This is a genomic window from Streptomyces sp. NPDC104761, from assembly GCF_055583445.1.
In genome coordinates this window covers 493,688-516,378 of record NZ_JBVJNZ010000002.1, presented here as the reverse complement: position 1 = coordinate 516,378, position 22,691 = coordinate 493,688, and the positions used below count along the sequence as shown (strand labels likewise).

Sequence of the window (22,691 nt, the reverse complement as noted above, 5' to 3'; positions counted from 1 at the left end):
CCCCCACCCACAGTCACCCTCCACCCTGCACAATGACCCATATGACTTCTCGCCCCCTCACCGTCGGCTTCGATCTCGACATGACGCTCATCGACTCCCGGCCCGGCATCCACGCCACCTACGTGGCGCTCGCCGAGCGGACCGGGACGTTCATCGATGCCGATCTGGCGGTGACCAGGTTGGGGCCGCCGCTCGCGGAGGAGCTGGTGCACTGGTTCCCGGCCGAGCGGATCGCGGAGATGAGTGGGCTGTACCGGGCGATGTATCCGGAGATCGCCATCGCGGCGACGCCCGCGATGCCGGGTGCGCGGGAGGCGATCGCGGCGGTGCGGGCGGCCGGCGGCAAGAGCGTGGTGGTCACCGCCAAGTACGAGCCCAACGCGAAGCTGCACCTCAGCCACCTCGGCATAGTCCCCGACGCGGTCGTGGGCGACCTGTGGGCCGAGCAGAAGGCGGTGGCGCTGCGCGAGCACGCCGCGGGCGCGTACGTCGGCGACCACGTCGGAGACGTACGCGGGGCACGCAAGGCGGGAGCCCTGTCGGTGGCGGTGGCCACCGGGCCCTGTGACGCCGAGGAGCTGCGCGCGGCCGGTGCCGACGTGGTGCTCGCCGACCTCACCGAGCTGCCCGGCTGGCTGGCCCGCTACCAGGAGGACGGTTACCGGGAGGACGCCTCCCGCGCCTGACGGCGGCCTGCCGCGACCGACTGGAGCACTCCGGCGGCCGCGACCAGGAAGCCGACGCCCATGAGCATGCTCAGCAGGTACATGTACGTCGGAAAAGGCTTCGCACCGAGGAACAGCGGTATCACGGTGACGAGTGTGGCCACCGTACCGATGAAGAAGACCACGGCTCCGGCACGGACCAGTCGGTCACCGGGCCCGGCGGAATTCGCTTGGGTTTTGTCACGCACTCGACCAGGGTAGTTCCCTGCCCGAAGGAACAACCGGGCGACGTCTTGTCACGCGCCCGAAGACCATTAGCCTTGGTACCGGCGGGTCGTGGTCGACCCGCCCGAGTGCTATCAAGGCCCGTTCCAGAGCTGTTGCATTCAGAAGTTTTCCGAGCAGTTTCCGACGAGATACGAGGACGAGGACAGACGTGCCTACCGGCAAGGTCAAGTGGTTCAACAGCGAGAAGGGCTTCGGCTTTCTCTCCCGTGACGACGGCGGTGACGTCTTCGTCCATTCCTCGGTTCTCCCCGACGGGGTCGACGCTCTCAAGCCGGGCCAGCGCGTGGAGTTCGGTGTCGTCGCCGGTCAGCGCGGTGACCAGGCGTTGTCCGTGGTCCTGCTCGACCCCACCCCGTCGGTCGCCGCCGCCCAGCGCAAGAAGCCGGACGAGCTGGCCTCGATCGTGCAGGACCTGACGACCCTGCTCGAAAACATCACGCCGATGCTGGAGCGCGGCCGTTACCCGGACAAGGCCGCCGGCGCGAAGATCGCCGGGCTGCTGCGCGCGGTCGCGGACCAGCTGGACGTGTAGCCGGGAAGCCGGGCGACCGCGCAGCGGCATATGCCTCTCGGAAGCGGGTAAGTCCCGTGCTTTTTTTCAGGGGAAATCGAGTGCGTGCGGGCCGAGGGGCGGGACGAGTCCCTCGGCCGCCGCGCGGGTGAGCAGTCCGCGCACCGCCGCGTAACCGTCCTCGCCGAGTTCCGAGGTGAACTCGTTGACGTAGAGCCCGATGTGCTGGTCGGCGACGGCCGGGTCCATCTCCTGGGCGTGCGCCATGACATACGGCCGGGAGGCCTCGGGATCGTCCCAGGCCGCGTGGACGGACGTACGGATCGAGTCGGCGAGGCGGGTGAGCGCCTCGGCGCCCAGCGAGCGCTTCGCGATGATCGCGCCCAGCGGGATCGGCAGGCCCGTCGTGTTCTCCCAGTGCTCGCCCATGTCCGCGAGCTTGTGCAGGCCGTAGTTCTGGTAGGTGAAGCGCGCCTCGTGGATCACGAGCCCCGCGTCGACCTTCCCGTCGCGTACGGCCGGCATGATCTCGTGGAAGGGCATGACCACGATCTCGCCGACACCGCCGGGGAGCGTGTCCGCGGCCCAGAGGCGGAACAGCAGGTACGCCGTCGACTTCTCGCTCGGCACGGCGACCGTACGGCCGGTGAGGTCCGCTCCGGCCTCCCGGGTCAGCACCAGCGGCCCGCAGCCCCGCCCCAGCGCACCCCCGCAGGGCAGCAGGGCGTACTCGTCGAGGACGTACGGCAGGACGGCGTACGACACCTTCAGCGCGTCCGACTCGCCGCGCTCGGCCATGCCGTTGGTGATGTCGATGTCCGCGAAGGTCACGTCGAGCGCGGGCGCGCCCGGGACTCGGCCGTGGGCGAGGGCGTCGAAGACGAAGGTGTCGTTCGGGCAGGGCGAGTACGCGATCTGCAGGGGCTCACTGGTCATGCTGGTTCCAACTCTCCAGGGCGGGCACGAGCTTCCCGAAGGCCTCGGTCAGGGCGGCCAGGGCGTCGCCGATGCGCCAGGCGGCGCGGTCGCGGGGGCCGACGGGGTTGGAGACCGCGCGCAGCTCCAGCACGGGTACGCCGTGCGCGGCGGCCGCCTCGGCGACGCCGAAGCCCTCCATGGCCTCGGCGAGGGCGCCCGGATGCCGGCTCCGCAGTACGGCCGCGCGGGCGGCCGTTCCGGTCATCGTGGAGACGGTGAGTACCGCTCCCGGGCGGGCTCCGGTGACCTCGGCTGTCACTCGTACGAGTGAATTTGACGGACGGTGGCTGACGGTCCCGAAGCCGAGTTCGGTGACCGGGAGGAATCCGTCGGCCGTCTCGGCGCCCAGATCGGCCACGGTGATCTCGTCGGCGACGACCAGGGAGCCGACGGGGGCCTCCGGCTGGAAACCGCCGGCGATCCCGGCGGAGACGACCAGTGCGTAGGGGCGGCCGTCGAGCGCGGCGGCGGTGAGGGCGGTCGCGGTGCCGGCGGCGGCGAGGGCCGGACCCACCCCGGCGGCGAGCAGGTCGTACCCGGCGGTGGTGCGCAGCAGTGTCGCGCCCGGCAGCCGTACCTCCGCCGCCGTACCGTCCGGGAACGCCCGTGCCACCGCGTCCCGTTCGGCCGGGACCGCGGTGGCTACGAGGATCCGCGCGGCGGACGTGGTCAGGCGTCCTTCTTGAGCTTGAAGGACCACAGACCCAGCACCGACTTGTCGCCCTCCTTGATGGAGACCAGGGTCGAGTTGCCGGAGGCGCCGTACTGGGCGTTGAAGAACACGCTGCCCGGGATGGTGCGGTAGGTCTTGGTGCTGGAGTCGGTCAGCGCCTGACCGTTCATCAGGATCGTCCAGCCGTTGTCCGCGATCTTCGGGTCGACGCCGAAACGGACCGTGTCGTCCGGGTCCACCTTGATGGACTTGATCCCGGTGTCCTTCAGGCACTTCGTGAGGGAGGCCGTGTCCAGGGCCTTGCCGTCGTTGTAGCAGGTGGCCTCGGAGTTGACCGAGGACGTACCGACCGTGATCGTGGCGATCGGCGTCGGCTTGTCACAGGCAGACAGGACGAGCAGTCCGGCGGAAACGGCGCCGGCGGCGGCGACGACGCGGCGGCGTCGCGAGCGGGAGTGCAGCGTGGTCATGGCCGAAGGCTATCGGGCGGTCCGGGCCGTCTCCCCATGTGGGGTACGGCGTGCCCGGTTCGTTACGCCACTCGCGGGCGGCTGCGGGTGCCGTGCCGGGCGGAGCCGAGCAGGCCGCGCAGGGTGGCCAGCCAGCCGGCCGCCACGATCGCGGCGGCCACCACCAGCCCCAGGGTGCCGTTCAGCGGCATCACGATGCCCACCGCGCCACCGAACACCCAGGCCACCTGGAGCAGCGTCTCCGAGCGGGCGAACGCGGACGTGCGCACCAGTTCCGGAACGTCCCGCTGGATCAGCGCGTCCAGGGACAGCTTGGCCAGCGCCTGCCCGAAACCGGCCGTCGCCGCCAGCACCGCCACCAGGAAGGCGCCGAAGAACAGCGCCGCGACGATCGCCGTACCCAGCACCAGGGCCACCGCCGCCACGATGATGATCTCCGGCGCCCGGGAGCGCAGCCACGACCCCACCGCCGTACCGAGCGCATTGCCCGCGCCCGCCGCGACCCCCACTATCCCGAGCGACACGGCGGCGCTCTCGCCGGTCAGCGGGTGCTCGCGGAGCAGGAACGCCAGGAAGAAGATCAGGAAGCCGGAGAGGCAGCGCAGGGCCGCGTTGGCGCCGAGGGCGTGGGTGACGGCGGGCCCGACCGTCCGCAGCCCCGGCCGCCGCGTCTCCTTCCGGAGCGGGCCGTGCAGATGCTCCTCGTCGGCGGCGAGCAGTGCCACGTCCTCGCCCTTGGCGGAGTCCACCTTGGGCGGCAGCGAGAAGGAGAGAAAGGTTCCCGCCACGAAGATCACGAAGGCGCCGTAGAGCGGCCACGGGTCGCCGATCGCGTGCAGCCCGGCCCCGACCGGGGCGGCCACCCCGGTGGCGAGCAACCCGGCCAGGGTGACCCGCGAGTTGGCCTTCACCAGCGAGAACCGGGGCGGCAGGAGTCTGGGCACGACGGCACTGCGCACCACGCCGTACGCCTTCGACGCGACCAGCACCCCGAGCGCGGCCGGATACAGCTCAAGGCCGCCGCCGGCCACCGCGCCCGCGATGATCAGCGCGAGCAGCGCCCGGGCGAGCATCGCACCGGCCATCGCGGCGCGCCGCCCGTGCGGCAGCCGGTCGAGCAGGGGGCCGATGACCGGGGCGAGGACGGTGAAGGGCGCCATGGTGATGGCGAGGTAGAGGGCGACGCGGCCGCGGGCCTCGTCGGTGGGCACCGAGAAGAACACGGTGGAGGCGAGAGCAACGGTGATCATGACGTCGCCGGCGCCGTTGACCGCGTGCAGCTCGATCAGTTTCCCCAGCCCGGACTCGCCGGCGCCGTGCGCGTGGGTGGCCTTGCGGATGGAGCGGGCGGTACCGGTCACCGGAAGGTGCAGGGCACGCCCGACCGAGCGGACGGCACCGCGCATCCGGCCCGCACCGCTACCGACCCCGACAGCGCGTTGGGGTGACCTCGCGGTTGCCACGTGCTTCATAGTGCCCTGAGAGTGCGGTTCCTAGTGCACTTTGTGGCCAAGCGAGTCGGATGGGGCCGGGGGCGCCGGGGGTACTCCTGGCCGAAGGCCGGGGGAGGAACTGCGCGACCAGCCCGCACCCACCCGCACCCACCCCACAACCCGCCACCACCCCGAAAAAGGCCGCCCCCGCCCTCAGAAAGAACGCCCTCCCCGCGCCCACCCCAAGACCCACCCACGCCCCGTCTCGGAACCGGCCCCCGCCCCACCCCGTCGGCTCTCCCCCTCCCCGCTCGCACGCCGGACTGTCCCCCACCACCGGCGACGGGGTAGCGTGCGTATCTCAGCCATAAAGCAGAATGGATGGCATAGGTGCGCCCGAGCGCGATCGGACGCGGACGTCGATGCGGCCCACAGGTCCGCTCCGTCCGCCCCACCGCCGGAGGCAACCGCACTCGTGAGACGGCGTAGGAGAGAAGCGATACCTGTGAGCGCAGCGACAACGCGAAGCCGCACCCCCGACCGCCTGTGCGCCGAGGCCGTCGACCTCGCCCGTGGAGCAGCCGAGGAGGCCGCCGCACCGGGGGTGGTCGGCGAGCACGCCGGGGCGGTGGCCGAGGGCGATCGCGTGGTCACGCACTTCTTCGAGTGCAAGGAGCTGGGCTACCGCGGCTGGCGCTGGGCGGTGACGGTGGCCCGTGCCTCCCGCGCCAAGGTCGTCACCCTGGACGAGGTGGTCCTCCTCCCCGGCCCCGACGCCCTCCTCGCCCCCGAGTGGGTGCCGTGGAGCGAGCGGCTGCGACCCGGCGACATGGGTCCCGGCGACCTGCTGCCGACCGAGGCCGAGGATCTCCGCCTGGAGCCCGGTTACACCGGCGAGGACGAGCCGGAGCCGAACTCCCCGATCTCCGAGGAGATGGAGGAGCTGGCGGAGGCGGAGGACGCCGAGGTCACCGCGGGCACGCCCGCGCACCTGCCGACGGTCCCCGCCCGCGGCACGATCGCCTCGGTCGCCGAGGAACTCGGCATGCGCCGCGCCCGGGTCCTGTCCCGCTACGGCCTGCACATCGCGGCCGACCGCTGGGAGGAGGCGTACGGCGCCAAGACCCCCATGGCCCAGGCCGCCCCCGCGACCTGCGTGAGCTGCGGCTTCCTCAGCCCCATCGGCGGCTCCCTCGGCCAGGCCTTCGGCGTCTGCGCCAACGAGTTCTCCCCGGCCGACGGCCGGGTCGTCTCCCTCTCCTACGGCTGCGGCGGCCACTCGGAGGCCGCGGTCATGCCGAAGACCCCCCAGCCGGCCCCGCCGGTCATCGACGAGACCAGAGTCGACCCCTTCCCCCTCCGCCCCGCGTCCGACTCCGGTTCGGTACCGACGACGGAGGACGAGACGTCGGCGGAGCTGGGCCACTCCTAGCCGGCCCTCGCCCGGCCTGCCCCCGTCGGCGTGGAGATCCCGTGCAGCATGCTCGGGATCAACACCCCGCTCCGGCTCACGGCCCGCCCGATCCGTCCGCTCCGGCTCACCGACCCGCCGGTCCGCCTGCTCCGGCTCACCGCCTGCCCGGTCCGCCTGCTCCGGCTCACCGCCTGCCCGGTCCGCCCGCTCCGGCTCACCGACCCGCCGGTCCGCCTGCTCCGGCTCTGCGACTGCCTGGTCGGCGCCGCCTTCCGGGGGAGGCGTCGAGCACCGGGGCGACGTCAACCCGGAGGTCCCGCCCGACAGCGTCCGGATGCGGACCCTCGGCTTCAGGATCACCGCGGGGCTGCCGTCCGGCGGCGGAGCCGGCGGCTGAACCGTCCCCGTCGCTCCCGGTCACGGTCGGCGGCCTCGAGCCGACGCTTCCCCGGTGAGGCGGTACCTTCGTGCTCACGTCGACGAGGAGAGACAACGTGAGCAAGTTCGTGCGGCCCGCAGCCGAGGGTGCCGACCCGTTCGGGACCGCTCGTCTTCGGCGAGGTGTCCTCGACGCCTGGGCCACCAGCCCCGCCCGGTTCCGGGAGGACGCCAACGCCGAGGAGGACCTGGTCCTCGGCGGGTACCGGGACCGGCTCGTCGTGGAGCTCGCGCAGAACGCCGCCGACGCGGCGGCCCGGGCCGGGGTGCCCGGACGGTTCCGGCTCACCCTCCGCGACGGCGTCCTGTTCGCCGCCAACACCGGTGCTCCGCTGGACGCGGCCGGCGTCGAGTCCCTCTCCACCCTGCGCGCCTCCGCGAAGCGGGGGGACAGCGAGGGGGCGGTGGGACGGTTCGGCGTCGGGTTCGCCGCCGTGCTGGCCGTGACCGACGAACCCGCGGTCGTGGGCCGGCACGGAGGGGTCCGCTGGTCGCTCGCCGAGGCCCGGGAGCTGGCCGAGGAGACCGCCAGGAACAGCCCGGGGCTGGGCGACGAGATCCGCCGGCGGGACGGTCATGTCCCGCTCCTCCGGCTCCCGTTCGCCGCCGAGGGCACCGCCCCCGACCCGTACGACACGGTCGTGATCCTGCCGCTGCGGGACACCGCCGCCGCCGATCTCGCCGAGCGCCTCCTCGACGCCGTGGACGACGCCCTGCTCCTCGCCCTCCCCGGCCTCGAGGAGGTCGTGGTCGAGAACGCCGACACCACCCGCACCCTGCGCCGCAGTACGGACGGCGCGCTCACCGTCGTGGCGGACTCGCGGGAGGGCACCACCCGCTGGCGTACCGTCTCCGCGCACGGCCCGCTCACCCCCGACCTGCTCGCCGACCGGCCGGTCGAGGAGCGGCTGCGGCCGCACTGGTCGCTGACCTGGGCCGTGCCCACGGACGGCCAGGGCGCCCCCGACCGGCCGCGCACCGCAGCCGTCCTGCACGCACCCACCCCCAGCGACGAGCCCCTCGGGGTCCCCGCCCTGCTCATCGCGTCCTTCCCCCTCGACACCACCCGCCGGCACGCCGCCCCCGGCCCGCTCACCGACTTCCTGGTGCAGCGCGCGGCCGACGCGTACGCCGAACTCCTCGCCGACTGGCGGCCGGTGGGGGAGGGGATCATCCACCTGGTGCCCGGCCCGCTCGGCAAGGGCGAACTGGACGGCGCGCTGCGCCAGGCGATCCTGGAGCGGCTGCCGCGCACCGCGTTCCTGCCGCCCGCCGTGGCGAGCGACGACTCCGACCTCCCGGAGGCGCTGCGGCCGCGCGACGCCGAGATCGTGGAGGGGGCCGGAGCGGACACCGTCCGGGTCCTGGCCGAGGTGCTGCCCACGCTGCTCCCCGCCGGTCTCGAACGCCGTGTCGAACTGCGCACCCTCTCCGTCGCCCGGCTGCCGCTCGCCGACGCCATCGACCGCCTGGCCGGGCTGGAGAGGGACCCGGACTGGTGGTGGCGGCTCTACGACAGCCTCGCCGGCGTCGACCCCGACCGGCTCTCGGGGCTGCCGGTGCCGCTCGCGGGAGGCAGGACCACCATCGGTCCCCGGCAGGTTCTGCTCCCCACCGCGGACGCGGCCGCCGTCGACCTCGAGGTGCTGGCCCGGCTCGGCCTCAAGGTCGCCCACCAGGACGCCGCCCACCCGCTCCTGGAGAAGCTGGGCGCCCTGCCCGCGAGCCCCCGCGCGGTCCTCACCACCCCGCAGGTGCGGGCGGCGGTCGCGGCCTCGCTGGACGACGAGGGGGGCGCGCTCTGGGAGGAGGACGCCCTGGACGCCGAGGAACTGGCGGACACCGTGCTCGCGCTGGTCCGGGACGCCGGTCTCGAACCCGGCGACGAGCCCTGGCTGGGCGCGCTCGCACTCCCCGACGAGGACGGCGAGCCCGCCCCGGCCGGCGAACTGGTCTTCCCCGGCAGCCCGTTCGCCCAGGTGATCAGGCAGGACGAACTGGCCTCGGTGGACGCCGAGCTGGCCGAGAAGTGGGGCGAGGGACCGCTCGCCGCCTGCGGGGTGCTCGCGAACTTCGCGCTCGTCCGCGCCACCGACGTCGTCCTCGACCCGGACGAACTGGAGCCCCGCGAGGGCGACTTCGCGGAACCCGACGACGCGGGCCTGCTCGACGCCGTCGACGTCTGGTGCGAGGACATCCTCGACCGCTTCCCGGACACCCCCGTCCCACCCGTCGCCACCGAGCTCGTCGCCGTCCGCGACCTCGACCTCGTCGACGAGGACCACTGGCCCGAGGCCCTCGCCCTGCTCGCCCAGCCGCCGCTGCGCGACGCCCTCACCCAGCCGGTCCGCATCCTGCTGCCCGACGGCACCCACGAGGTCGTACGCCCGTACACCGCGTGGTGGCTGCGCGGGCACCCGGTCCTCGACGGCCGCCGCCCGGCCGGGCTGCTCGCGGCCGGCGGCGACCCGCTGCTGCGCGGCCTCTACGAGGAGGCCGACGCGACCGGCTTCGAGGACGAGCAGGTGCTGCGGGCGCTGGGCGTACGGACCTCGGTGGCCGCCCTCCTGGACGAGCCGGGCGGCGCCGCCGAACTCCTCGACCGGCTCGCCGACCCGGACCGCTCCGTCTCCGGCGCCCAACTCCACGCGCTGTACGGCGCGCTGGCCGACCTGGACCCGGAGCAGGTGACGCTCCCCGACGAGCTGCGGGCGGTGATCGACGGCCGGGTGGAGGTCGTGGACGCGGCGGACGCGGTGGTCGTGGACTCACCCGACCTGCTGCCGTTCACGGCCGGTGTCCCGCTGCTGCCCGTCCGCCCGTCCCGGGCCGCCGAGCTGGCCGAGCTGTTCCAGGTGCGGCGGCTGAGCGAGTCGGTGACGGGGTCGGTCGACTCGGAGGGCACCGAGCACGACGTCCCCGATCCGGTGCACGTCCTGCTCGGCCCGCGCACCCCGCGGACGTACGTCGAGCACGAGGAACTGGTCGTCGACGGCGTCGAGATCGACTGGCGCCTCACCGGCGACGGCGTCCTGCACGCCGCGACCCTGGAGGGCGTGGCGGCCGGTCTGGCCTGGGCGGCGGGCCAGTGGCCCCGCCGCTTCGAGGTGGCGGCCCTCCTGGAGGACCCGTCCCGGACGGAGGAACTGGCGCGGGACCGCTGGTTCGACTGATCTTCACGGGCCGAGCACAACTCTCAAAGTCTGTACAACTGTTCCCCGGCCTCCGGAGTCTGATCAGCGAGTCAGCAAGACTCGCTGATCAACTCAACGTGGGGAACTCATGCGTATACGCGTCACCGTGGCCGCCGTCTCCGGCGCCCTGGCCCTCTCCGCCCTCGCCGTGCCGGCCGCACAGGCCGGCGGCGGTTCCTCGTACAGCCCCTCCGGCCTGGCGAAGCTCGTCCAGGAGCACCAGGGCACCGTCGGCCGGTCGGCGTACACCGCCTCGACGGCGGACGACGCCGGGGACCCCTACCCGCTGAACCTGACCTTCTCCGCCGTGAAGGTCAACAAGGGCAAGCCGCTCGTCGCGGGCACCACCACCCACGGGACGTTCCCCGTCACCTACACGGTGACGCACGGCGCGGACGTCGACATCCACGCCGACGACTTCCTGATGGACGTCGAGATCTACCGCGGCAATCCCCTCGACCCCACCAACGAGCTCTTCGGCGTCGACTGGCCGACCTGCACGGACACCTCGGCCACCACCGCCGACTGCAAGGGCACCATCGACGTCTACGCGGACGAGGAGCTCTCCAACGCCGACGCCACCACCTGGAAGGCGCTCGGTTTCGCGATCGCCCTCAACGGCCAGGACCCGACCGGCGACGACTGGAGCAAGATCGGCTACGCAGAGCAGGACAACCTGGCCACCACCAGGCTCCAGCGCCTGTCGAAGCTGACCGTGAACGCCGCCCCGGAGCCGGTGAGGAAGGGCAAGACCGTCACGGTCACCGGCAAGCTGTCCCGGGCCAACTGGGACGACGGCAAGTACCACGGCTACGCCGGCCAGTCCGTGCGGCTGCAGTTCCGCAAGAAGGGCTCCAGCACCTACACCACGCTGAAGACCGTCAGGACGTCCTCGACCGGCACCCTGAAGACGACGACCAAGGCGGCGAAGGACGGCTACTACCGCTTCTCCTTCGCCGGTACCGCCAGCACCCCGGCGGTCAACGCGACGGGCGACTACGTCGACGTGAAGTAGCGGCACCGCGAGTAACCCCAAGGGCACGTAATCCGGCCGTCAAAAGAAAAACAACCTGGCCGGATTACGTCTCACTCGTACAACCTTGCTCACCCCTCGTGGATCTGATCACCCGAGTCAACAGACTCCCTAGATCACTTGGGCCTCGCGCCCACTGTTCCCACTGGGGAATCCATGCGCATTCGTGCCACCGTGGCCGCCGTCTCCGGCGCCCTGGCCCTCTCCGCGTTCGTCGCCCCGGCCGCGCACGCCGCCGGCAGCACCACGCTGGACATCACCTTCTCCAACATGACGGTCAACGCCGGCAAGGCGATCGTCGTGCCCGCCACGGGCACCGTGAAGGTCCCGGTCACCTACAAGGTGACCCACGCCGCGAGCCTGAAGACCAGCGACTTCTACGCCGTCCCGGTCATCTACCACGGCACCTCGATCAAGACCTCGGAGTACGGCGTCGCCCCCGACACCGACCCGACCTGCACGGACACCTCGTCCACCGTCCAGAGCTGCAAGGCCACCCTCAACGTGAGCCGCGCCGACCTGGTCAACAGCATCGCCGGCACGTGGCAGAAGGGCGGCATCGCCTTCGACAAGGACGGCAGCCCGACCTTCCAGGACGCCATGGGCAAGGTTCTGGTCCAGCGCCAGTCCAAGCTGACGGTCAACGCCACCCCCGAGCCGGTCAAGAAGGGCAGGACCATCACGGTCACCGGCTCCCTGACCCGCGCCAACTGGGAGACCGGCAAGTACGCCGGCTACGGCAGCCAGTCGGTGAAGCTGCAGTTCCGCAAGAAGGGCTCCAGCACCTACACCACGCTGAAGACCGTCAAGTCCTCCTCCACGGGCGCCCTGAAGACCACGACCACCGCGTCGGTCGACGGCTACTACCGCTACTCCTTCGCGGGCACCTCGACCACCCCGGCCGTCAACGCCACGGGCGACTACGTCGACGTGCAGTAGAGCATCCCCGTAAGGGACAGGGCCCCGTAAGGGGCGCTGGGGGTCCCCCCGGCCGAAGGCTGGGGGAGGAACTGCGCGACCAGCCCCCACCGGGCCCGCGCAGTTCCCGCCACCGCATCACACCGGGTACTTCCGCTCCACCCACTTCCAGAGAAGCTCCAGCACCGCCGACCCCACCACGGCCACGCCGACGGCAGTCCACGGCATCGCCACCCCCACCAGCTTCAACGCGAAGAAGCTCTGCAGCGCGGGCACGGCGAGCACGAACACGAAGGCCACGCCCATCGCGGCCACCAGGGCGATCCGCCACCACGTGTACGGGCGGGCGATGATCGCCAGCACCCACAGCGAGATCAGGAACAGCGTCAGGGTCGCGGCACTGGTCTCGGCGTCCAGGGACCCCGCCCCCGTGTAGTAGTGCCGGGCGACCAGGTACGTCACGAAGGTCGCGACGCCGGCCACCACGCCACCCGGGATCGAGTAGCGCATCACCCGGCGCACGAAGTGCGGCTGGGCCCGCTCCTTGTTCGGTGCCAGGGCGAGGAAGAAGGCCGGGATGCCGATGGTCAGGGTGGAGAGCAGGGTCAGGTGCCTCGGCAGGAACGGGTACTCGACCTGCCAGCAGACCACCAGCACCGCGAGCAGCACCGAGTACACCGTCTTGACCAGGAACAGCGTGGCGACCCGGGTGATGTTGCCGATCACCCGCCGCCCCTCGGCCACCACCGAGGGCAGCGTGGCGAAGCTGTTGTTCAGCAGCACGATCTGGGCGACCGCCCGGGTCGCCTCGGAGCCCGAGCCCATCGAGACCCCGATGTCGGCGTCCTTGAGGGCGAGTACGTCGTTCACGCCGTCGCCGGTCATCGCGACCGTGTGCCCGCGCGACTGCAACGCCCCCACCATGTCCCGCTTCTGCTGCGGGGTGACCCGCCCGAACACGGTGCCCGCGTCGAGCGCCTCGGCCATGCCGTCCCGCTCGGCCGGCAGCCGGCGCGCGTCCACCGTCGTACCGCTGAGGCCGAGCTTGGCCGCCACCGCACCCACCGACACCGCGTTGTCACCGGAGATGACCTTGGCGCGGACGTCCTGGTCGGCGAAGTAGCGGAGGGTGTCGGCGGCGTCCGGGCGGAGCCGCTGCTCCAGGACCACCAGCGCGGTGGCGCGGGCCCCCTGCGACACCTTCGGGTCGTCGAGGTCCCGGCCGGCGCGGGCGAGCAGCAGCACCCGCAGTCCCTGCTCGTTGAGGCGCACGGTCTCGGCCAGCGCCGGATCGTCGGCGCCCAGCAGCACATCCGGCGCTCCCAGCAGCCAGGTACTGGTCTCCCCGTCGCCCTCGCTGAACGTCGCCCCGCTGTACTTGCGGGCGGAGGAGAAGGGCAGCGACTCCACGCACCGCCAGTCCTCGCTGTCGGGGTAGGCGTCGATGATCGCCTGGAGGGAGGCGTTGGGACGCGGGTCGGACTCGCCGAGCGAGCCCAGGACCTTGCGTACGTACGTCTCGTCGACGCCGTCCAGCGCCCGCAGCTCGGTGACGTCCATGCCGCCCTCGGTGAGGGTGCCGGTCTTGTCGAGGCAGACGGTGTCGATGCGGGCGAGGCCCTCGATCGCGGGGAGTTCCTGGACCAGGCACTGCTGGCGGCCCAGCCGGATCACGCCGATCGCGAAGGCGACGGAGGTGAGCAGCACCAGGCCCTCGGGGACCATGGGGACGATGCCGCCGACGGTACGGGCGACGGCGTCCTTGAGCCCGTTGTTCTTGACCACGAGCTGGGTGGCGACCAGGCCGATCGCGGCCGGGACCATCATCCAGGTCACGTACTTGAGGATGGTCGAGATACCGGTGCGCAGCTCGGAGTGGACGAGCGTGAACCTGGACGCCTCCTCGGCGAGCTGGGCGGCGTACGCCTCCCGGCCGACCTTCGTCGCCGCGAACGCGCCGCCGCCGGCCACTACGAAGGAGCCCGACATCACCTGGTCGCCGGGGCGTTTGACGACCGGGTCGGCCTCACCGGTGAGCAGCGACTCGTCGATCTCCAGGCCGTCGGCCTCGGCGCAGACCCCGTCCACGACGATCTTGTCGCCGGGGCCGATCTCGATCAGATCGCCGAGCACGATCTCGCTCGTGCTCACTTCGACGGCGGCTCCGTCCCGGCGCACGGTCGGCCGCGACTCGCCGATCACCGCGAGCGAGTCCAGGGTCTGCTTCGCCCGCCACTCCTGCACGACGCCGATGCCCGTGTTGGCGAGGATCACGAAGCCGAACAGGCTGTCCTGGATCGGCGCGACGACCAGCATGATCAGCCACAGCACACCGATGATCGCGTTGAACCGGGTGAAGACGTTCGCGCGCACGATCTCGCCGAACGAGCGGCTGCTGCGGACCGGTACGTCGTTGACCTGGCCGCGCGCGACCCGTTCCGCGACCTCGGCGGTGGTCAGGCCGGCCGCCCGGCCCGGCGGCACCGGCAGCGGTACGGGATGCACGGGGTCGAGCTCGGCGCCCGCGTCGATGTGCTGCATGCATTCGACGGTACGTGCGGATTTGCGCGTTCACCTGCCGAGTGCCCGGAAGATCCGACCAGGGGAGGACCGAACTCGTGCGCAGGTTGTAGACGCCGAGGCCTTTGCCCACCCGCCCGCCCGACTCGGTCCTCTGAAAAGCCGGGGCACTCCCCGTCCTGCCCGGCTTCGAGCAGGACGCCTGGGCGCTCCGCCGGAAGTGCCGCGATCTGCCGACTGCCGCGCCGTCGTGGCTGGTCGCGCAGTTCCTCCCCCAGCCTTCGGCCGGGGGGGACCCGGTAGCGCCCCTCACGGGGCGCTGCCCGTCCGGCGTCCGAGGGCGAGGTCCCTACTCGGCCGTCGCCCGATGTGCCTTGATCGCCGCGTCCCGTCGCTTCACGTAGTACACGCCGATCAGGCCGAGGCCGCCGCCGGCCAGGCAGGTCCAGATCCACCAGGTGTGGCCGTGGTCGGAGTACCAGCCGTAGAAGGGGAGCTGGGCCAGGAAGAGGACGAACCAGATGATCGTGCCGCCGATGATCGTCGGGACGACAGGGCCCTCAAGGGGCTCGGGTGCCTCGTGCTGGGGGGTCCACTTCGCCATGGCGCTCAGCTTACGCACTCGCCAGGTCTACGCGCGGAGATAGCGATCTGGGCATCATATGTTCATACTGAAACCGTTTATGTTTGACCACTTTCGATCGTAGGAACCTCCAATGTCGACCCCGGCTTCCACTCAGGCCCCCGCCCCCGAACAGCCGGGTGCGACCCCCGCGTACGGCGCGCTGGATCGTTACTTCAAGATCTCCGAGCGGGGCAGCACCCTGGCCCGCGAGGTGCGCGGCGGCTTCGCCACGTTCTTCGCCATGGCGTACATCATCGTGCTGAACCCGATCATCCTCGGCAGTGCGAAGGACATGTACGGCCACCACCTCGACCACGGTCAGCTGGTCACCGCCACGGTCATCACCGCGGCCTTCACGACGCTGCTCATGGGCGTCATCGGCAACGTCCCGATCGCGCTCGCCGCCGGCCTCGGCGTCAACTCCGTCGTCGCGCTCCAGCTGGCCCCGCGGATGTCCTGGCCGGACGCCATGGGCATGGTGGTGCTGGCCGGCATCGTCGTGATGCTGCTGGTCGCCAGCGGTCTGCGCGAGCGCGTGATGAACGCCGTCCCCTACAGCCTGCGCAAGGCGATCTCGATCGGTATCGGCCTGTTCATCATGCTGATCGGCCTGGTGGACTCCGGCTTCGTCACCCGCATCCCGGACGTCGCCCAGACCACCGTCCCGCTCCAGCTCGGCACCGACGGTCACCTCAACGGCTGGCCGGTGCTCGTCTTCGTGCTCGGCGTGCTGCTCACCCTCGCGCTGATCGTCCGCAAGGTCTCCGGCGCGATCCTGATCTCGATCGTCGCGATGACCGTGCTGGCGCTGGTCATCAACGCCGTGGCGCACGTGACCACCTGGGGCCTGACCGTCCCGACCTGGCCCGGCAACCCCGTGGCGACCCCGGACTTCGGCCTGCTCGGAAAGGTCAGCCTCTTCGGCGGGTTCGGCAAGGTCGGCGTGCTGACCGGCATCCTCTTCGTCTTCACGGTCCTGCTGTCCTGCTTCTTCGACGCCATGGGCACGATCATGGGCGTCAGCGACGAGGCCAAGCTGACCGACGCCCAGGGCTACATGCCGGGCATCAACAAGGTCCTCTTCATCGACGGTGTCGCGGTCGCGGTCGGCGGTGCCAGCTCCTCCTCGGCCACCACCTGCTTCGTCGAGTCGACGGCGGGCGTCGGCGAGGGCGCCCGCACCGGCTTCGCCAACGTCGTCACCGGCGGCCTGTTCGCCGTGGCGCTGTTCCTCACCCCCGTCGCCACGATGGTCCCGTCCCAGGCGGCCACCCCGGCGCTGTTCGCGGTCGGCTTCCTGATCCTGGCCGGGTCGGTCAAGGAGATCGACTGGGCCGACTACACGCTCGCGATCCCGGCCTTCGTGACCATGGTGATGATGCCGTTCACCTACTCGATCACGAACGGCATCGGCATGGGCTTCATCACCTTCGTGGTGCTGCGCCTGGCCGCCGGCCGGGCCCGCGAGATCCCGGTCGCGATGTACGTGGTCTCGGCGGTGTTCGCCTTCTACTACCTGATGCCGGCGCTGGGTCTCACGTGACCTTGACCTGGTCGCCGTAGAACCTCTCCGTCTCCTCGACGGCGGCCGAGAACCGTTCGTCGAAGTCGTCCCGAATGAGCGTCCGGACCACGTAGTCCTGGACGCTCATTCCCCTTTTCGCGGCGTGGCACCGGAGCCGGTCGAGCAGCTCCCCGTCTATCCGCAGGCTGAGCACACTGGTCCCCATGGGTACGAGGGCGCCACATCCGGGCGCCCGATGCGTCACTTTCCGGTGATGACTCACCCGGAAGGGTGATCGGAGGGGTTCAGTGGCCGAGGTCACGGGCATATCGGCGTGTCCGAGTGGTCTTTAGGAAGAGTAATGAGTTACTCTAAAGAACATGCCGGACCTTACCCATGGCGACGACGCGGCCGCCGTGAACTCCCTCCGCTCCGCCGTGATGCGACTCTCGCGACGGCTCAAGCACCAGAGGGTCGACGAGTCACTGAGCCCCACCGAGATGTCGGTGCTGGGCACCCTTTCCAACTGCGGCCAGGCCACCCCCGGTGAGCTGGCCCGCAAGGAACACGTGCAGCCGCCCTCGATGACCCGCATCGTGGCGCTGCTGGAGGCCAAGGGACTGGTCCGGCTGGAGCCGCACCCCGAGGACCGGCGCCAGAAGGTCGTCACCAAGACCGAACAGGCCGAGACGATGCTCGAAGAGAGCCGTCGCAAGCGCAACGCGTTCCTGGCCGGCCTGGTCGACGGTCTCGACGAGGACGAGTGGGCGAAGCTCCGCGCCGCCGCCCCCGTCCTGGAGAAGCTCGCACACCTGTAACAGCCGAGAGAAGGAGGAGGCGAATCCGTTTGAGTACGGGACCCGGAACACCTTCCGCCCCCGCACCGACCGCCCCTACTACCCCCGCAGCCCGCAAGTCCTCGATGTTCAGCTCGCTGAGGGTCAGGAACTACCGGCTCTTCTTCGCCGGCCAGGTCGTCTCGAACATAGGCACCTGGATGCAGCGGATCGCGCAGGACTGGCTGGTCCTCAGCCTCACCGGCTCTGCGACCGCCGTCGGCGTCACCACCGCCCTGCAGTTCCTGCCGATGCTCCTCTTCGGCCTCTACGGCGGGGTCCTGGTCGACCGCCTCAACAAGCGGCGCGCCCTCCTCGTCACGCAGACCTCGATGGCCCTGACCGGCATCGCGCTGGCCCTGCTGACCCTCTCCGGCCACGTCCAGGTCTGGCACGTCTACCTCGCCGCCTTCGCCGTCGGCCTCGCCACGGTCGTCGACAACCCGGCCCGCCAGTCCTTCGTCTCCGAGATGGTCGGCCCGGACCAGCTGCAGAACGCGGTCAGCCTGAACTCCGCGAACTTCCAGTCCGCCCGCCTCGTCGGCCCGGCCGTCGCCGGCCTCATGATCACCGGCGTGGGCACCGGCTGGGCGTTCCTCTTCAACGGCCTGTCCTTCGTCGCCCCGCTCGTCGGCCTGCTGCTCATGCGCGGGCGTGACCTGTATGTCGTGCGCCGCACCCCGAAGGGGAAGGGCCAGCTCAGAGAGGGCCTGCGCTACGTCGCCGGACGCCCGGACCTGACCTGGACCATCATCCTCATCGGGTTCATCGGCACCTTCGGCTTCAACTTCCCGGTCTACCTCTCCGCCTTCGCGGACGACGTCTTCCACGCCGGCGCCGGCTCCTACAGCCTCTTCAACACCCTGATGGCGGCCGGTTCCCTGGCCGGCGCCCTGCTCGCGGCCAGACGCGGCACGGCGAAGATGCGGGTGATGCTGGCGGCGGCGGTCGCCTTCGGCGGGCTGGAGCTGGTGGCCGCGGCCGCCCCCTCCCTCTGGCTGTTCTCCCTGCTCATGGTCCCGATCGGCATGTTCGGCATGACGGTCAACGTCACCGCCAACACCACCGTCCAGATGGGCACCGACCCGGCCATGCGGGGCCGGGTGATGGCCCTCTACATGATGGTGTTCATGGGCGGCTCCCCCATCGGCGCGCCCATCGCCGGCTGGATCACGGACACCTACGGCGTCCGGGCGGGCCTCGCCGTCGGCGGTGCGATCGCCGCCGCGGCGGCGACCGGCATCGGCCTCGTCCTGGCCCGGGTCGGCAACCTCCGCCTCTCGGTCGGCTGGCACGGCGGCCACCCACGGGTCCGTTTCGTCCCGAGAGAGCAGCAGGAAGAGCTCGCACCGGCGGCCTGAGACACCTGAAGCCGCGACTGCCGGCCCGGAGGCGACTACAGCCTCCGGGCCAGCACCTGTCCCGGCCAGTCGCGCAGCGCCGTGTAGGTGTCGGTACGGGTGAAGCCGTTGCTCTCGTAGTAGCGGACGAGCTTCCCGTCGGCGCCCGCGTAGCAGTCCACCCGCAGCAGCGCGACGCCCGCCCGCCGGGTCTCCTCGGCCGCGTGCGCCAGCAGGGCGCTGCCGATGCCGTGGCCCTTGAAGCGGCGGTCGGAGGCGAGCCAGTGGATGAACCGCTCGGGCTCACCTGGAGACGGCAGATGGGCCAGGTAGGCGCCGGGCGCGTCGGTCAGGGTGAGCGTGGCGGCCGGTACCCCGTCCGCCTCGGCGAGGTACGTGACCCCCTCGGCCATGTACCGGGCGACCGACTCGGCGGTCTTCTCGTTCGCCGACAGCGGCGTCGTCCCCCACTGCTCGGTCCGCCCCTGCCCCACCAGCCACTCCACGCAGCTGTCGAGCATGCCGAGAATCACGGGTATGTCGTCGGGTCCCGCTTCTCTGATGGTGATCCGCATCGCCCCATGATGGCAGGGTGGTCCGCATGAGACTCTTCGCCGCCGTGCTTCCCCCGGAGGACGTGGCCGCCGAACTCGCCCAACGTGTGGCCGAGTTGAAGAAGCTGCCCGGTGCGGGGGCGCTGCGCTGGACCGGCCGGCCCGGCTGGCACTACACCCTCGCGTTCTACGGCGAGGTCGACGACGACGTCGTACCGGACCTCTCGGACCGCCTCGCCCGCGCCGCCCACCGCACCCCGCCCTTCGCGCTGGCCGTCGCGGGCGGCGGGCAGTTCGGGCACGGCAGGGCGCTGTGGGCGGGGGCCGAGGGCGACCTGGACACCCTGCGCCTGCTGGCCGACCGCGTGGAGGCGGCGGCCCGGAAGGCAGGCCTGCCGATGGGGGAGCACCGCCGCTACAAGGCCCACCTGACGGTGGCCCGCAGCCGGGACGCGGTGCAGGTACGGCCGTACGTGGCGCTGCTCGCCGAGTTCGCGAGCCGGACCTGGACGGTCGGGGAGCTGGCGCTGGTGCGGAGCAGTCTGCCGACGTCGGGGGTGCCGGGGGAGCAGCCGCGGTACGAGGTGGTCGGCCGCTGGGAGCTGGGGGCGGCCGGTTAGGCTCGGTGCCGTGGACCCGAAGACCAGGAACCGGATCATGGCCGGTGCGCTCGTGTTGTTGTTCGTGGTGGTGGCAGTGGCGTCGGCCATGAGGTGAGGGCCGGCCTGCTGGGGAACTGCGGCCGCCGTTGCCGGCCGCGGGCCGTCTGTGGCTGGTCGCGCAGTTCCCCAGCAGGCCGGCGGGGCGCTTACCAGGCGAAGGCCTCCGGAGAGGGGCCCGGGCCCGGGAAGATCTCGTCCAGGCCCTCCAGCAGGTCCGCGCTCAGTTCAAGCTCCACGGCCCGCAGCGCCGACTCCAGCTGCTCCGCGGTCCGGGGGCCGACGATCGGGCCGGTGACGCCGGGGCGGGTGAGCAGCCAGGCCAGGGCGGCCTCGCCGGGCTCCACGCCGTGCTTGTCCAGCAGGTCCTCGTAGGCCTGGATCTGGGCGCGGATGGTGGTGTTGGCGAGGGAGTCCGCGGCGCGGCCACTGGCCCGGCGCCCGCCCTCGACCTCCTTCTTGATCACACCGCCGAGCAGCCCGCCGTGCAGCGGCGACCAGGGGATGACCCCGAGGCCGTACTCCTGCGCGGCCGGGATGACCTCCATCTCGGCGCGGCGCTCGGCGAGGTTGTACAGGCACTGCTCGCTGACCAGGCCGATGGTCCCGCCGCGCCGGGCGGCGATCTCGTTGGCCTGGGCGATCTTGTAGCCGGGGAAGTTGGAGGAGCCGACGTAGAGGATCTTCCCCTGTGTGACGAGGGTGTCGATCGCCTGCCAGATCTCCTCGAAGGGTGTCCGCCGGTCGACGTGGTGGAACTGGTAGACGTCGATGTAGTCGGTCTGCAGCCGCTTGAGGCTGGCGTCGACCGCGCGCCGGATGTTCAGCGCGGAGAGCTTGTCGTGGTTGGGCCAGGCGTCCCCGTCGGCGGCCATGTTGCCGTAAACCTTGGTGGCGAGCACGACCTTGTCGCGGTGGACGGGGCTCTTGGCGAACCAGTTGCCGATGATCTCCTCGGTCCGCCCCTTGTTCTCACCCCACCCGTACACGTTGGCGGTGTCGAAGAAGTTGATGCCGGCGTCGAGGGCCGCGTCCATGATCGCGTGGCTGTCGGCCTCGTCGGTCTGAGGGCCGAAGTTCATGGTGCCGAGGACGAGTCGGCTGACCTTGAGTCCGGTACGTCCGAGCTGCGTGTACTTCATGGTCACCCAGCCAACGGCGTGGAGTGCGCTCTAGGCAAGGGCTTCGGGGCGGTCGGCCGGGGGGAACTAGTCGGTCGGGAACTCGTCGGTCCTGAGGACGAGGCCCACCACCGTGCCGGTCAGGTCGATGTCGGTGCCGAAGTCCACCCTCGTCTCGGTCGCGTAGTCCTCGCCCTTGGGGTTGGTGAAGACGTGGCAGCGGCGCTGGTAGGGGTCGGCGATCAGGTAGACGGGGACCTCGGCCACGGCGTACGCGGTCTTCTTGAGGCCGTAGTCGTTGGCCGCGGTGCCCTTGGAGATGACTTCGGCGACGAACTCGACGTCCTGATGCCGCCAGAGCCCGCTCTCCGTCTTGGCGGCGTCCTCGGCCATCACCGTCACGTCCGACGCGAACCCGTTGAGGTGTCCCGGGTAGTCGATACGGACGTCGGACTTGACCCGCTTCCGGGGATACTTGGTCCGCAACTGCTCGTAGATGGCCGCGATGATCTCCCAGTGGGTGTCCCGCTGCGGCGACATGAAGACGGTCCCCTCGACGATCTCGACCTTGTATCCCTCGGGGGCGGGCATCTTCTCGATCTGCTCGAACAGCTCGTCGAGCGTGATCTCGTCGTCGCTCTTGGCCATCGCGATCCTGTCTTCGAGGACGGTCATCCTGGCGCTCCTCCCCGGCTGCTCTCCGCACGAGTGCAGCCGCGCGGTTCAACGATACGCAGGGTGACCGGGTAGCGGCCGAATTCGGTCAACTGCTGCCGGCCGCGTACTCCCCGCCCAGGTCCCAGCCCTGCCACATCGCCTCCGCGAACGCCGCCGCGATCCGGTGCTCGCCGTTCGCGTTCGGGTGCGTGCCGTCGTAGGTGTCCGTGTCGATGTCGTACGGCTCCGGCGGCGCGGCCATGAGGACCGGGGAGCGTGGCTCGTCGAGGTCGGCCGCCGTCTTCGCCAGGAGTTCGTTGAAGAGGGCCACCTGTTCCGCGAACGGCTCGTCCGTCATCGCGCGGATATTGGGGATCACGGGGAGCAGCACCATGTGGATGCCCGCGTTGGCCTCCCGTGCCGCTGCGACGAAGGTCCGCGCGTTCGCCGCCGTCTGCTCGGCGTTCGTGTAGAAGCCCAGGTCGATCAGGCCGAGGGAGACGAGGAGGACGTCGGCGCGGCAGGCGCGCACCGCCTCCTTGATCAGCGGCGCCATGTGCAGCCAGCCCTCGCCCCAGCCGGCCAGGTGGGCGCGGGGGAAGCCGGGGTCGGCGTAGGCGTACGAAGTCGGCGCCTCGGCCGTCTTGTCGTACAGCGTCTCGCGGGGGCCGACCAGCGTGAACGGGTCGCCGTACGTCGCGCACAGGTGCCGCCACATGCGGTACCGCCATGTGTGCTCGCCCGCGCTGCCGATCGTCATCGAGTCCCCGACGGGCATGAACCTGAGCATCCGCTCATGATGGACGATCAGGGGGAGCGGCGGGGTGTGAGGACCGCCACGTCCGCCGCGTTCGGACACA

Annotated in this window: 22 protein-coding genes; 10 read left to right on the top strand and 12 right to left on the bottom strand. The window is 71.2% G+C overall.

The window, feature by feature from the left end; genetic code table 11:
• The first annotated feature begins 41 nt into the window (after positions 1-41).
• A complete protein-coding gene (locus tag ACZ63F_RS08835) occupies positions 42-686 on the top strand; it encodes an HAD family hydrolase (protein ID WP_469709796.1) in 645 nt (214 codons plus the stop codon).
• On the opposite strand, the gene ACZ63F_RS08830 is transcribed toward ACZ63F_RS08835, so the two are convergent.
• A complete protein-coding gene (locus ACZ63F_RS08830) occupies positions 659-913 on the bottom strand; it encodes a hypothetical protein (RefSeq protein ID WP_093501502.1) in 255 nt (84 codons plus the stop codon). The two genes, ACZ63F_RS08835 and ACZ63F_RS08830, sit on opposite strands and share 28 nt — an antisense overlap.
• A gap of 188 nt (positions 914-1,101) precedes the next feature.
• Between ACZ63F_RS08830 and ACZ63F_RS08825 the strand changes: the two genes are divergently transcribed.
• Entirely contained in the window at positions 1,102-1,485 is a 384-nt protein-coding gene (locus tag ACZ63F_RS08825) for a cold-shock protein (RefSeq protein WP_093501504.1), read from the top strand.
• Between the two features lie 66 nt (positions 1,486-1,551).
• On the opposite strand, the gene ACZ63F_RS08820 is transcribed toward ACZ63F_RS08825, so the two are convergent.
• From ACZ63F_RS08820 to ACZ63F_RS08805, 4 genes are all read right to left on the bottom strand, one after another.
• Positions 1,552-2,400 carry a 1,4-dihydroxy-6-naphthoate synthase gene (locus ACZ63F_RS08820; RefSeq protein ID WP_469709795.1) on the bottom strand — a complete coding sequence of 283 codons (849 nt, stop codon included), beginning with the start codon at positions 2,398-2,400 and terminating at the stop codon, positions 1,552-1,554.
• Positions 2,390-3,142, bottom strand: coding sequence for a futalosine hydrolase (locus ACZ63F_RS08815; protein WP_469709794.1), 753 nt, complete (start codon positions 3,140-3,142; stop codon positions 2,390-2,392). The genes ACZ63F_RS08820 and ACZ63F_RS08815 overlap by 11 nt, the downstream gene beginning before the upstream one ends.
• Entirely contained in the window at positions 3,112-3,585 is a 474-nt protein-coding gene (locus tag ACZ63F_RS08810) for a DUF2771 domain-containing protein (protein ID WP_469709793.1), read from the bottom strand. Before ACZ63F_RS08810 ends, ACZ63F_RS08815 begins: the two co-directional genes overlap by 31 nt.
• Before the next feature lie 62 nt (positions 3,586-3,647).
• Positions 3,648-4,991 (bottom strand): MFS transporter, encoded by a 1,344-nt coding sequence (locus tag ACZ63F_RS08805; RefSeq protein WP_469709792.1) that lies wholly within the window; start codon positions 4,989-4,991, stop codon positions 3,648-3,650.
• A gap of 532 nt (positions 4,992-5,523) precedes the next feature.
• On the opposite strand from ACZ63F_RS08805, the gene ACZ63F_RS08800 reads away from it, so the two are divergent.
• The 4 genes from ACZ63F_RS08800 to ACZ63F_RS08785 all read left to right on the top strand — a co-directional run bounded on the left by ACZ63F_RS08800 (position 5,524) and on the right by ACZ63F_RS08785 (position 12,036).
• Positions 5,524-6,450 carry a DUF3027 domain-containing protein gene (locus tag ACZ63F_RS08800; protein ID WP_469709791.1) on the top strand — a complete coding sequence of 309 codons (927 nt, stop codon included), beginning with the start codon at positions 5,524-5,526 and terminating at the stop codon, positions 6,448-6,450.
• Positions 6,451-6,926: 476 nt separating this feature from the next.
• Entirely contained in the window at positions 6,927-10,043 is a 3,117-nt protein-coding gene (locus tag ACZ63F_RS08795) for a sacsin N-terminal ATP-binding-like domain-containing protein (protein WP_469709790.1), read from the top strand.
• A gap of 109 nt (positions 10,044-10,152) precedes the next feature.
• Complete coding sequence (locus tag ACZ63F_RS08790; protein WP_469709789.1) at positions 10,153-11,079, top strand: hypothetical protein; 927 nt, start codon at positions 10,153-10,155, stop codon at positions 11,077-11,079.
• Between the two features lie 174 nt (positions 11,080-11,253).
• On the top strand, positions 11,254-12,036 hold the full coding sequence (locus tag ACZ63F_RS08785; protein WP_469709788.1) for a hypothetical protein: 783 nt from the start codon (positions 11,254-11,256) through the stop codon (positions 12,034-12,036).
• A 117-nt stretch (positions 12,037-12,153) separates the two neighbouring features.
• Here ACZ63F_RS08785 and ACZ63F_RS08780 read toward each other — a convergent pair whose 3' ends face one another.
• Together ACZ63F_RS08780 and ACZ63F_RS08775 are read right to left on the bottom strand one after the other, a co-directional pair.
• Positions 12,154-14,556, bottom strand: a complete 2,403-nt coding sequence (locus tag ACZ63F_RS08780) for an HAD-IC family P-type ATPase (RefSeq protein WP_469709787.1) — start codon at positions 14,554-14,556, stop codon at positions 12,154-12,156.
• A 328-nt stretch (positions 14,557-14,884) separates the two neighbouring features.
• Positions 14,885-15,139 (bottom strand): DUF2530 domain-containing protein, encoded by a 255-nt coding sequence (locus tag ACZ63F_RS08775; protein WP_293989033.1) that lies wholly within the window; start codon positions 15,137-15,139, stop codon positions 14,885-14,887.
• Positions 15,140-15,251: 112 nt separating this feature from the next.
• On the opposite strand from ACZ63F_RS08775, the gene ACZ63F_RS08770 reads away from it, so the two are divergent.
• Positions 15,252-16,703 carry an NCS2 family permease gene (locus ACZ63F_RS08770; RefSeq protein WP_469709786.1) on the top strand — a complete coding sequence of 484 codons (1,452 nt, stop codon included), beginning with the start codon at positions 15,252-15,254 and terminating at the stop codon, positions 16,701-16,703.
• On the opposite strand, the gene ACZ63F_RS08765 is transcribed toward ACZ63F_RS08770, so the two are convergent.
• Complete coding sequence (locus ACZ63F_RS08765) at positions 16,696-16,890, bottom strand: ribbon-helix-helix protein, CopG family (protein ID WP_093501526.1); 195 nt, start codon at positions 16,888-16,890, stop codon at positions 16,696-16,698. The two genes, ACZ63F_RS08770 and ACZ63F_RS08765, sit on opposite strands and share 8 nt — an antisense overlap.
• Positions 16,891-17,044: 154 nt before the next feature.
• Here ACZ63F_RS08765 and ACZ63F_RS08760 point away from each other — a divergent pair, with 154 nt between their 5' ends.
• The gene (locus ACZ63F_RS08760) at positions 17,045-17,482 is read left to right on the top strand and encodes a MarR family winged helix-turn-helix transcriptional regulator (RefSeq protein ID WP_351957023.1); all 438 of its coding nucleotides are present in this window, start codon (positions 17,045-17,047) and stop codon (positions 17,480-17,482) included.
• 29 nt (positions 17,483-17,511) lie between these two features.
• Positions 17,512-18,861 carry an MFS transporter gene (locus ACZ63F_RS08755; protein ID WP_469709785.1) on the top strand — a complete coding sequence of 450 codons (1,350 nt, stop codon included), beginning with the start codon at positions 17,512-17,514 and terminating at the stop codon, positions 18,859-18,861.
• Between the two features lie 35 nt (positions 18,862-18,896).
• On the opposite strand, the gene ACZ63F_RS08750 is transcribed toward ACZ63F_RS08755, so the two are convergent.
• Positions 18,897-19,415 (bottom strand): GNAT family N-acetyltransferase, encoded by a 519-nt coding sequence (locus ACZ63F_RS08750; protein WP_469709784.1) that lies wholly within the window; start codon positions 19,413-19,415, stop codon positions 18,897-18,899.
• 26 nt (positions 19,416-19,441) lie between these two features.
• Here ACZ63F_RS08750 and thpR point away from each other — a divergent pair, with 26 nt between their 5' ends.
• Positions 19,442-20,014, top strand: coding sequence for an RNA 2',3'-cyclic phosphodiesterase (gene thpR / locus ACZ63F_RS08745; protein WP_469709783.1), 573 nt, complete (start codon positions 19,442-19,444; stop codon positions 20,012-20,014).
• Positions 20,015-20,202: 188 nt separating this feature from the next.
• On the opposite strand, the gene ACZ63F_RS08740 is transcribed toward thpR, so the two are convergent.
• From ACZ63F_RS08740 to ACZ63F_RS08730, 3 genes are all read right to left on the bottom strand, one after another.
• Positions 20,203-21,195: an aldo/keto reductase gene (locus ACZ63F_RS08740; RefSeq protein WP_351957027.1), complete on the bottom strand. Its 993-nt coding sequence runs from the start codon at positions 21,193-21,195 to the stop codon at positions 20,203-20,205.
• 66 nt (positions 21,196-21,261) lie between these two features.
• Positions 21,262-21,849, bottom strand: coding sequence for a Uma2 family endonuclease (locus tag ACZ63F_RS08735; protein WP_469709782.1), 588 nt, complete (start codon positions 21,847-21,849; stop codon positions 21,262-21,264).
• An 88-nt stretch (positions 21,850-21,937) separates the two neighbouring features.
• Positions 21,938-22,621, bottom strand: coding sequence for a GDSL-type esterase/lipase family protein (locus ACZ63F_RS08730; protein ID WP_469709781.1), 684 nt, complete (start codon positions 22,619-22,621; stop codon positions 21,938-21,940).
• Positions 22,622-22,691 lie beyond the last annotated feature (70 nt).

Excerpts from the sequence above, each read along its gene's own strand:
- ACZ63F_RS08835 (WP_469709796.1), top strand. The coding sequence starts at position 42 with ATGACTTCTCGCCCCCTCACCGTCGGCTTCGATCTCGACATGACGCTC.
- ACZ63F_RS08820 (WP_469709795.1), bottom strand. The coding sequence starts at position 2,400 with ATGACCAGTGAGCCCCTGCAGATCGCGTACTCGCCCTGCCCGAACGAC.
- ACZ63F_RS08810 (WP_469709793.1), bottom strand. The coding sequence starts at position 3,585 with ATGACCACGCTGCACTCCCGCTCGCGACGCCGCCGCGTCGTCGCCGCC.
- ACZ63F_RS08805 (WP_469709792.1), bottom strand. The coding sequence starts at position 4,991 with ATGCGCGGTGCCGTCCGCTCGGTCGGGCGTGCCCTGCACCTTCCGGTG.
- ACZ63F_RS08790 (WP_469709789.1), top strand. The coding sequence starts at position 10,153 with ATGCGTATACGCGTCACCGTGGCCGCCGTCTCCGGCGCCCTGGCCCTC.
- ACZ63F_RS08785 (WP_469709788.1), top strand. The coding sequence starts at position 11,254 with ATGCGCATTCGTGCCACCGTGGCCGCCGTCTCCGGCGCCCTGGCCCTC.
- ACZ63F_RS08780 (WP_469709787.1), bottom strand. The coding sequence starts at position 14,556 with ATGCAGCACATCGACGCGGGCGCCGAGCTCGACCCCGTGCATCCCGTA.
- ACZ63F_RS08775 (WP_293989033.1), bottom strand. The coding sequence starts at position 15,139 with ATGGCGAAGTGGACCCCCCAGCACGAGGCACCCGAGCCCCTTGAGGGC.
- ACZ63F_RS08770 (WP_469709786.1), top strand. The coding sequence starts at position 15,252 with ATGTCGACCCCGGCTTCCACTCAGGCCCCCGCCCCCGAACAGCCGGGT.
- ACZ63F_RS08765 (WP_093501526.1), bottom strand. The coding sequence starts at position 16,890 with ATGGGGACCAGTGTGCTCAGCCTGCGGATAGACGGGGAGCTGCTCGAC.
- ACZ63F_RS08760 (WP_351957023.1), top strand. The coding sequence starts at position 17,045 with ATGCCGGACCTTACCCATGGCGACGACGCGGCCGCCGTGAACTCCCTC.
- ACZ63F_RS08750 (WP_469709784.1), bottom strand. The coding sequence starts at position 19,415 with ATGCGGATCACCATCAGAGAAGCGGGACCCGACGACATACCCGTGATT.
- thpR (WP_469709783.1), top strand. The coding sequence starts at position 19,442 with ATGAGACTCTTCGCCGCCGTGCTTCCCCCGGAGGACGTGGCCGCCGAA.
- ACZ63F_RS08740 (WP_351957027.1), bottom strand. The coding sequence starts at position 21,195 with ATGAAGTACACGCAGCTCGGACGTACCGGACTCAAGGTCAGCCGACTC.
- ACZ63F_RS08735 (WP_469709782.1), bottom strand. The coding sequence starts at position 21,849 with ATGACCGTCCTCGAAGACAGGATCGCGATGGCCAAGAGCGACGACGAG.
- ACZ63F_RS08730 (WP_469709781.1), bottom strand. The coding sequence starts at position 22,621 with ATGCTCAGGTTCATGCCCGTCGGGGACTCGATGACGATCGGCAGCGCG.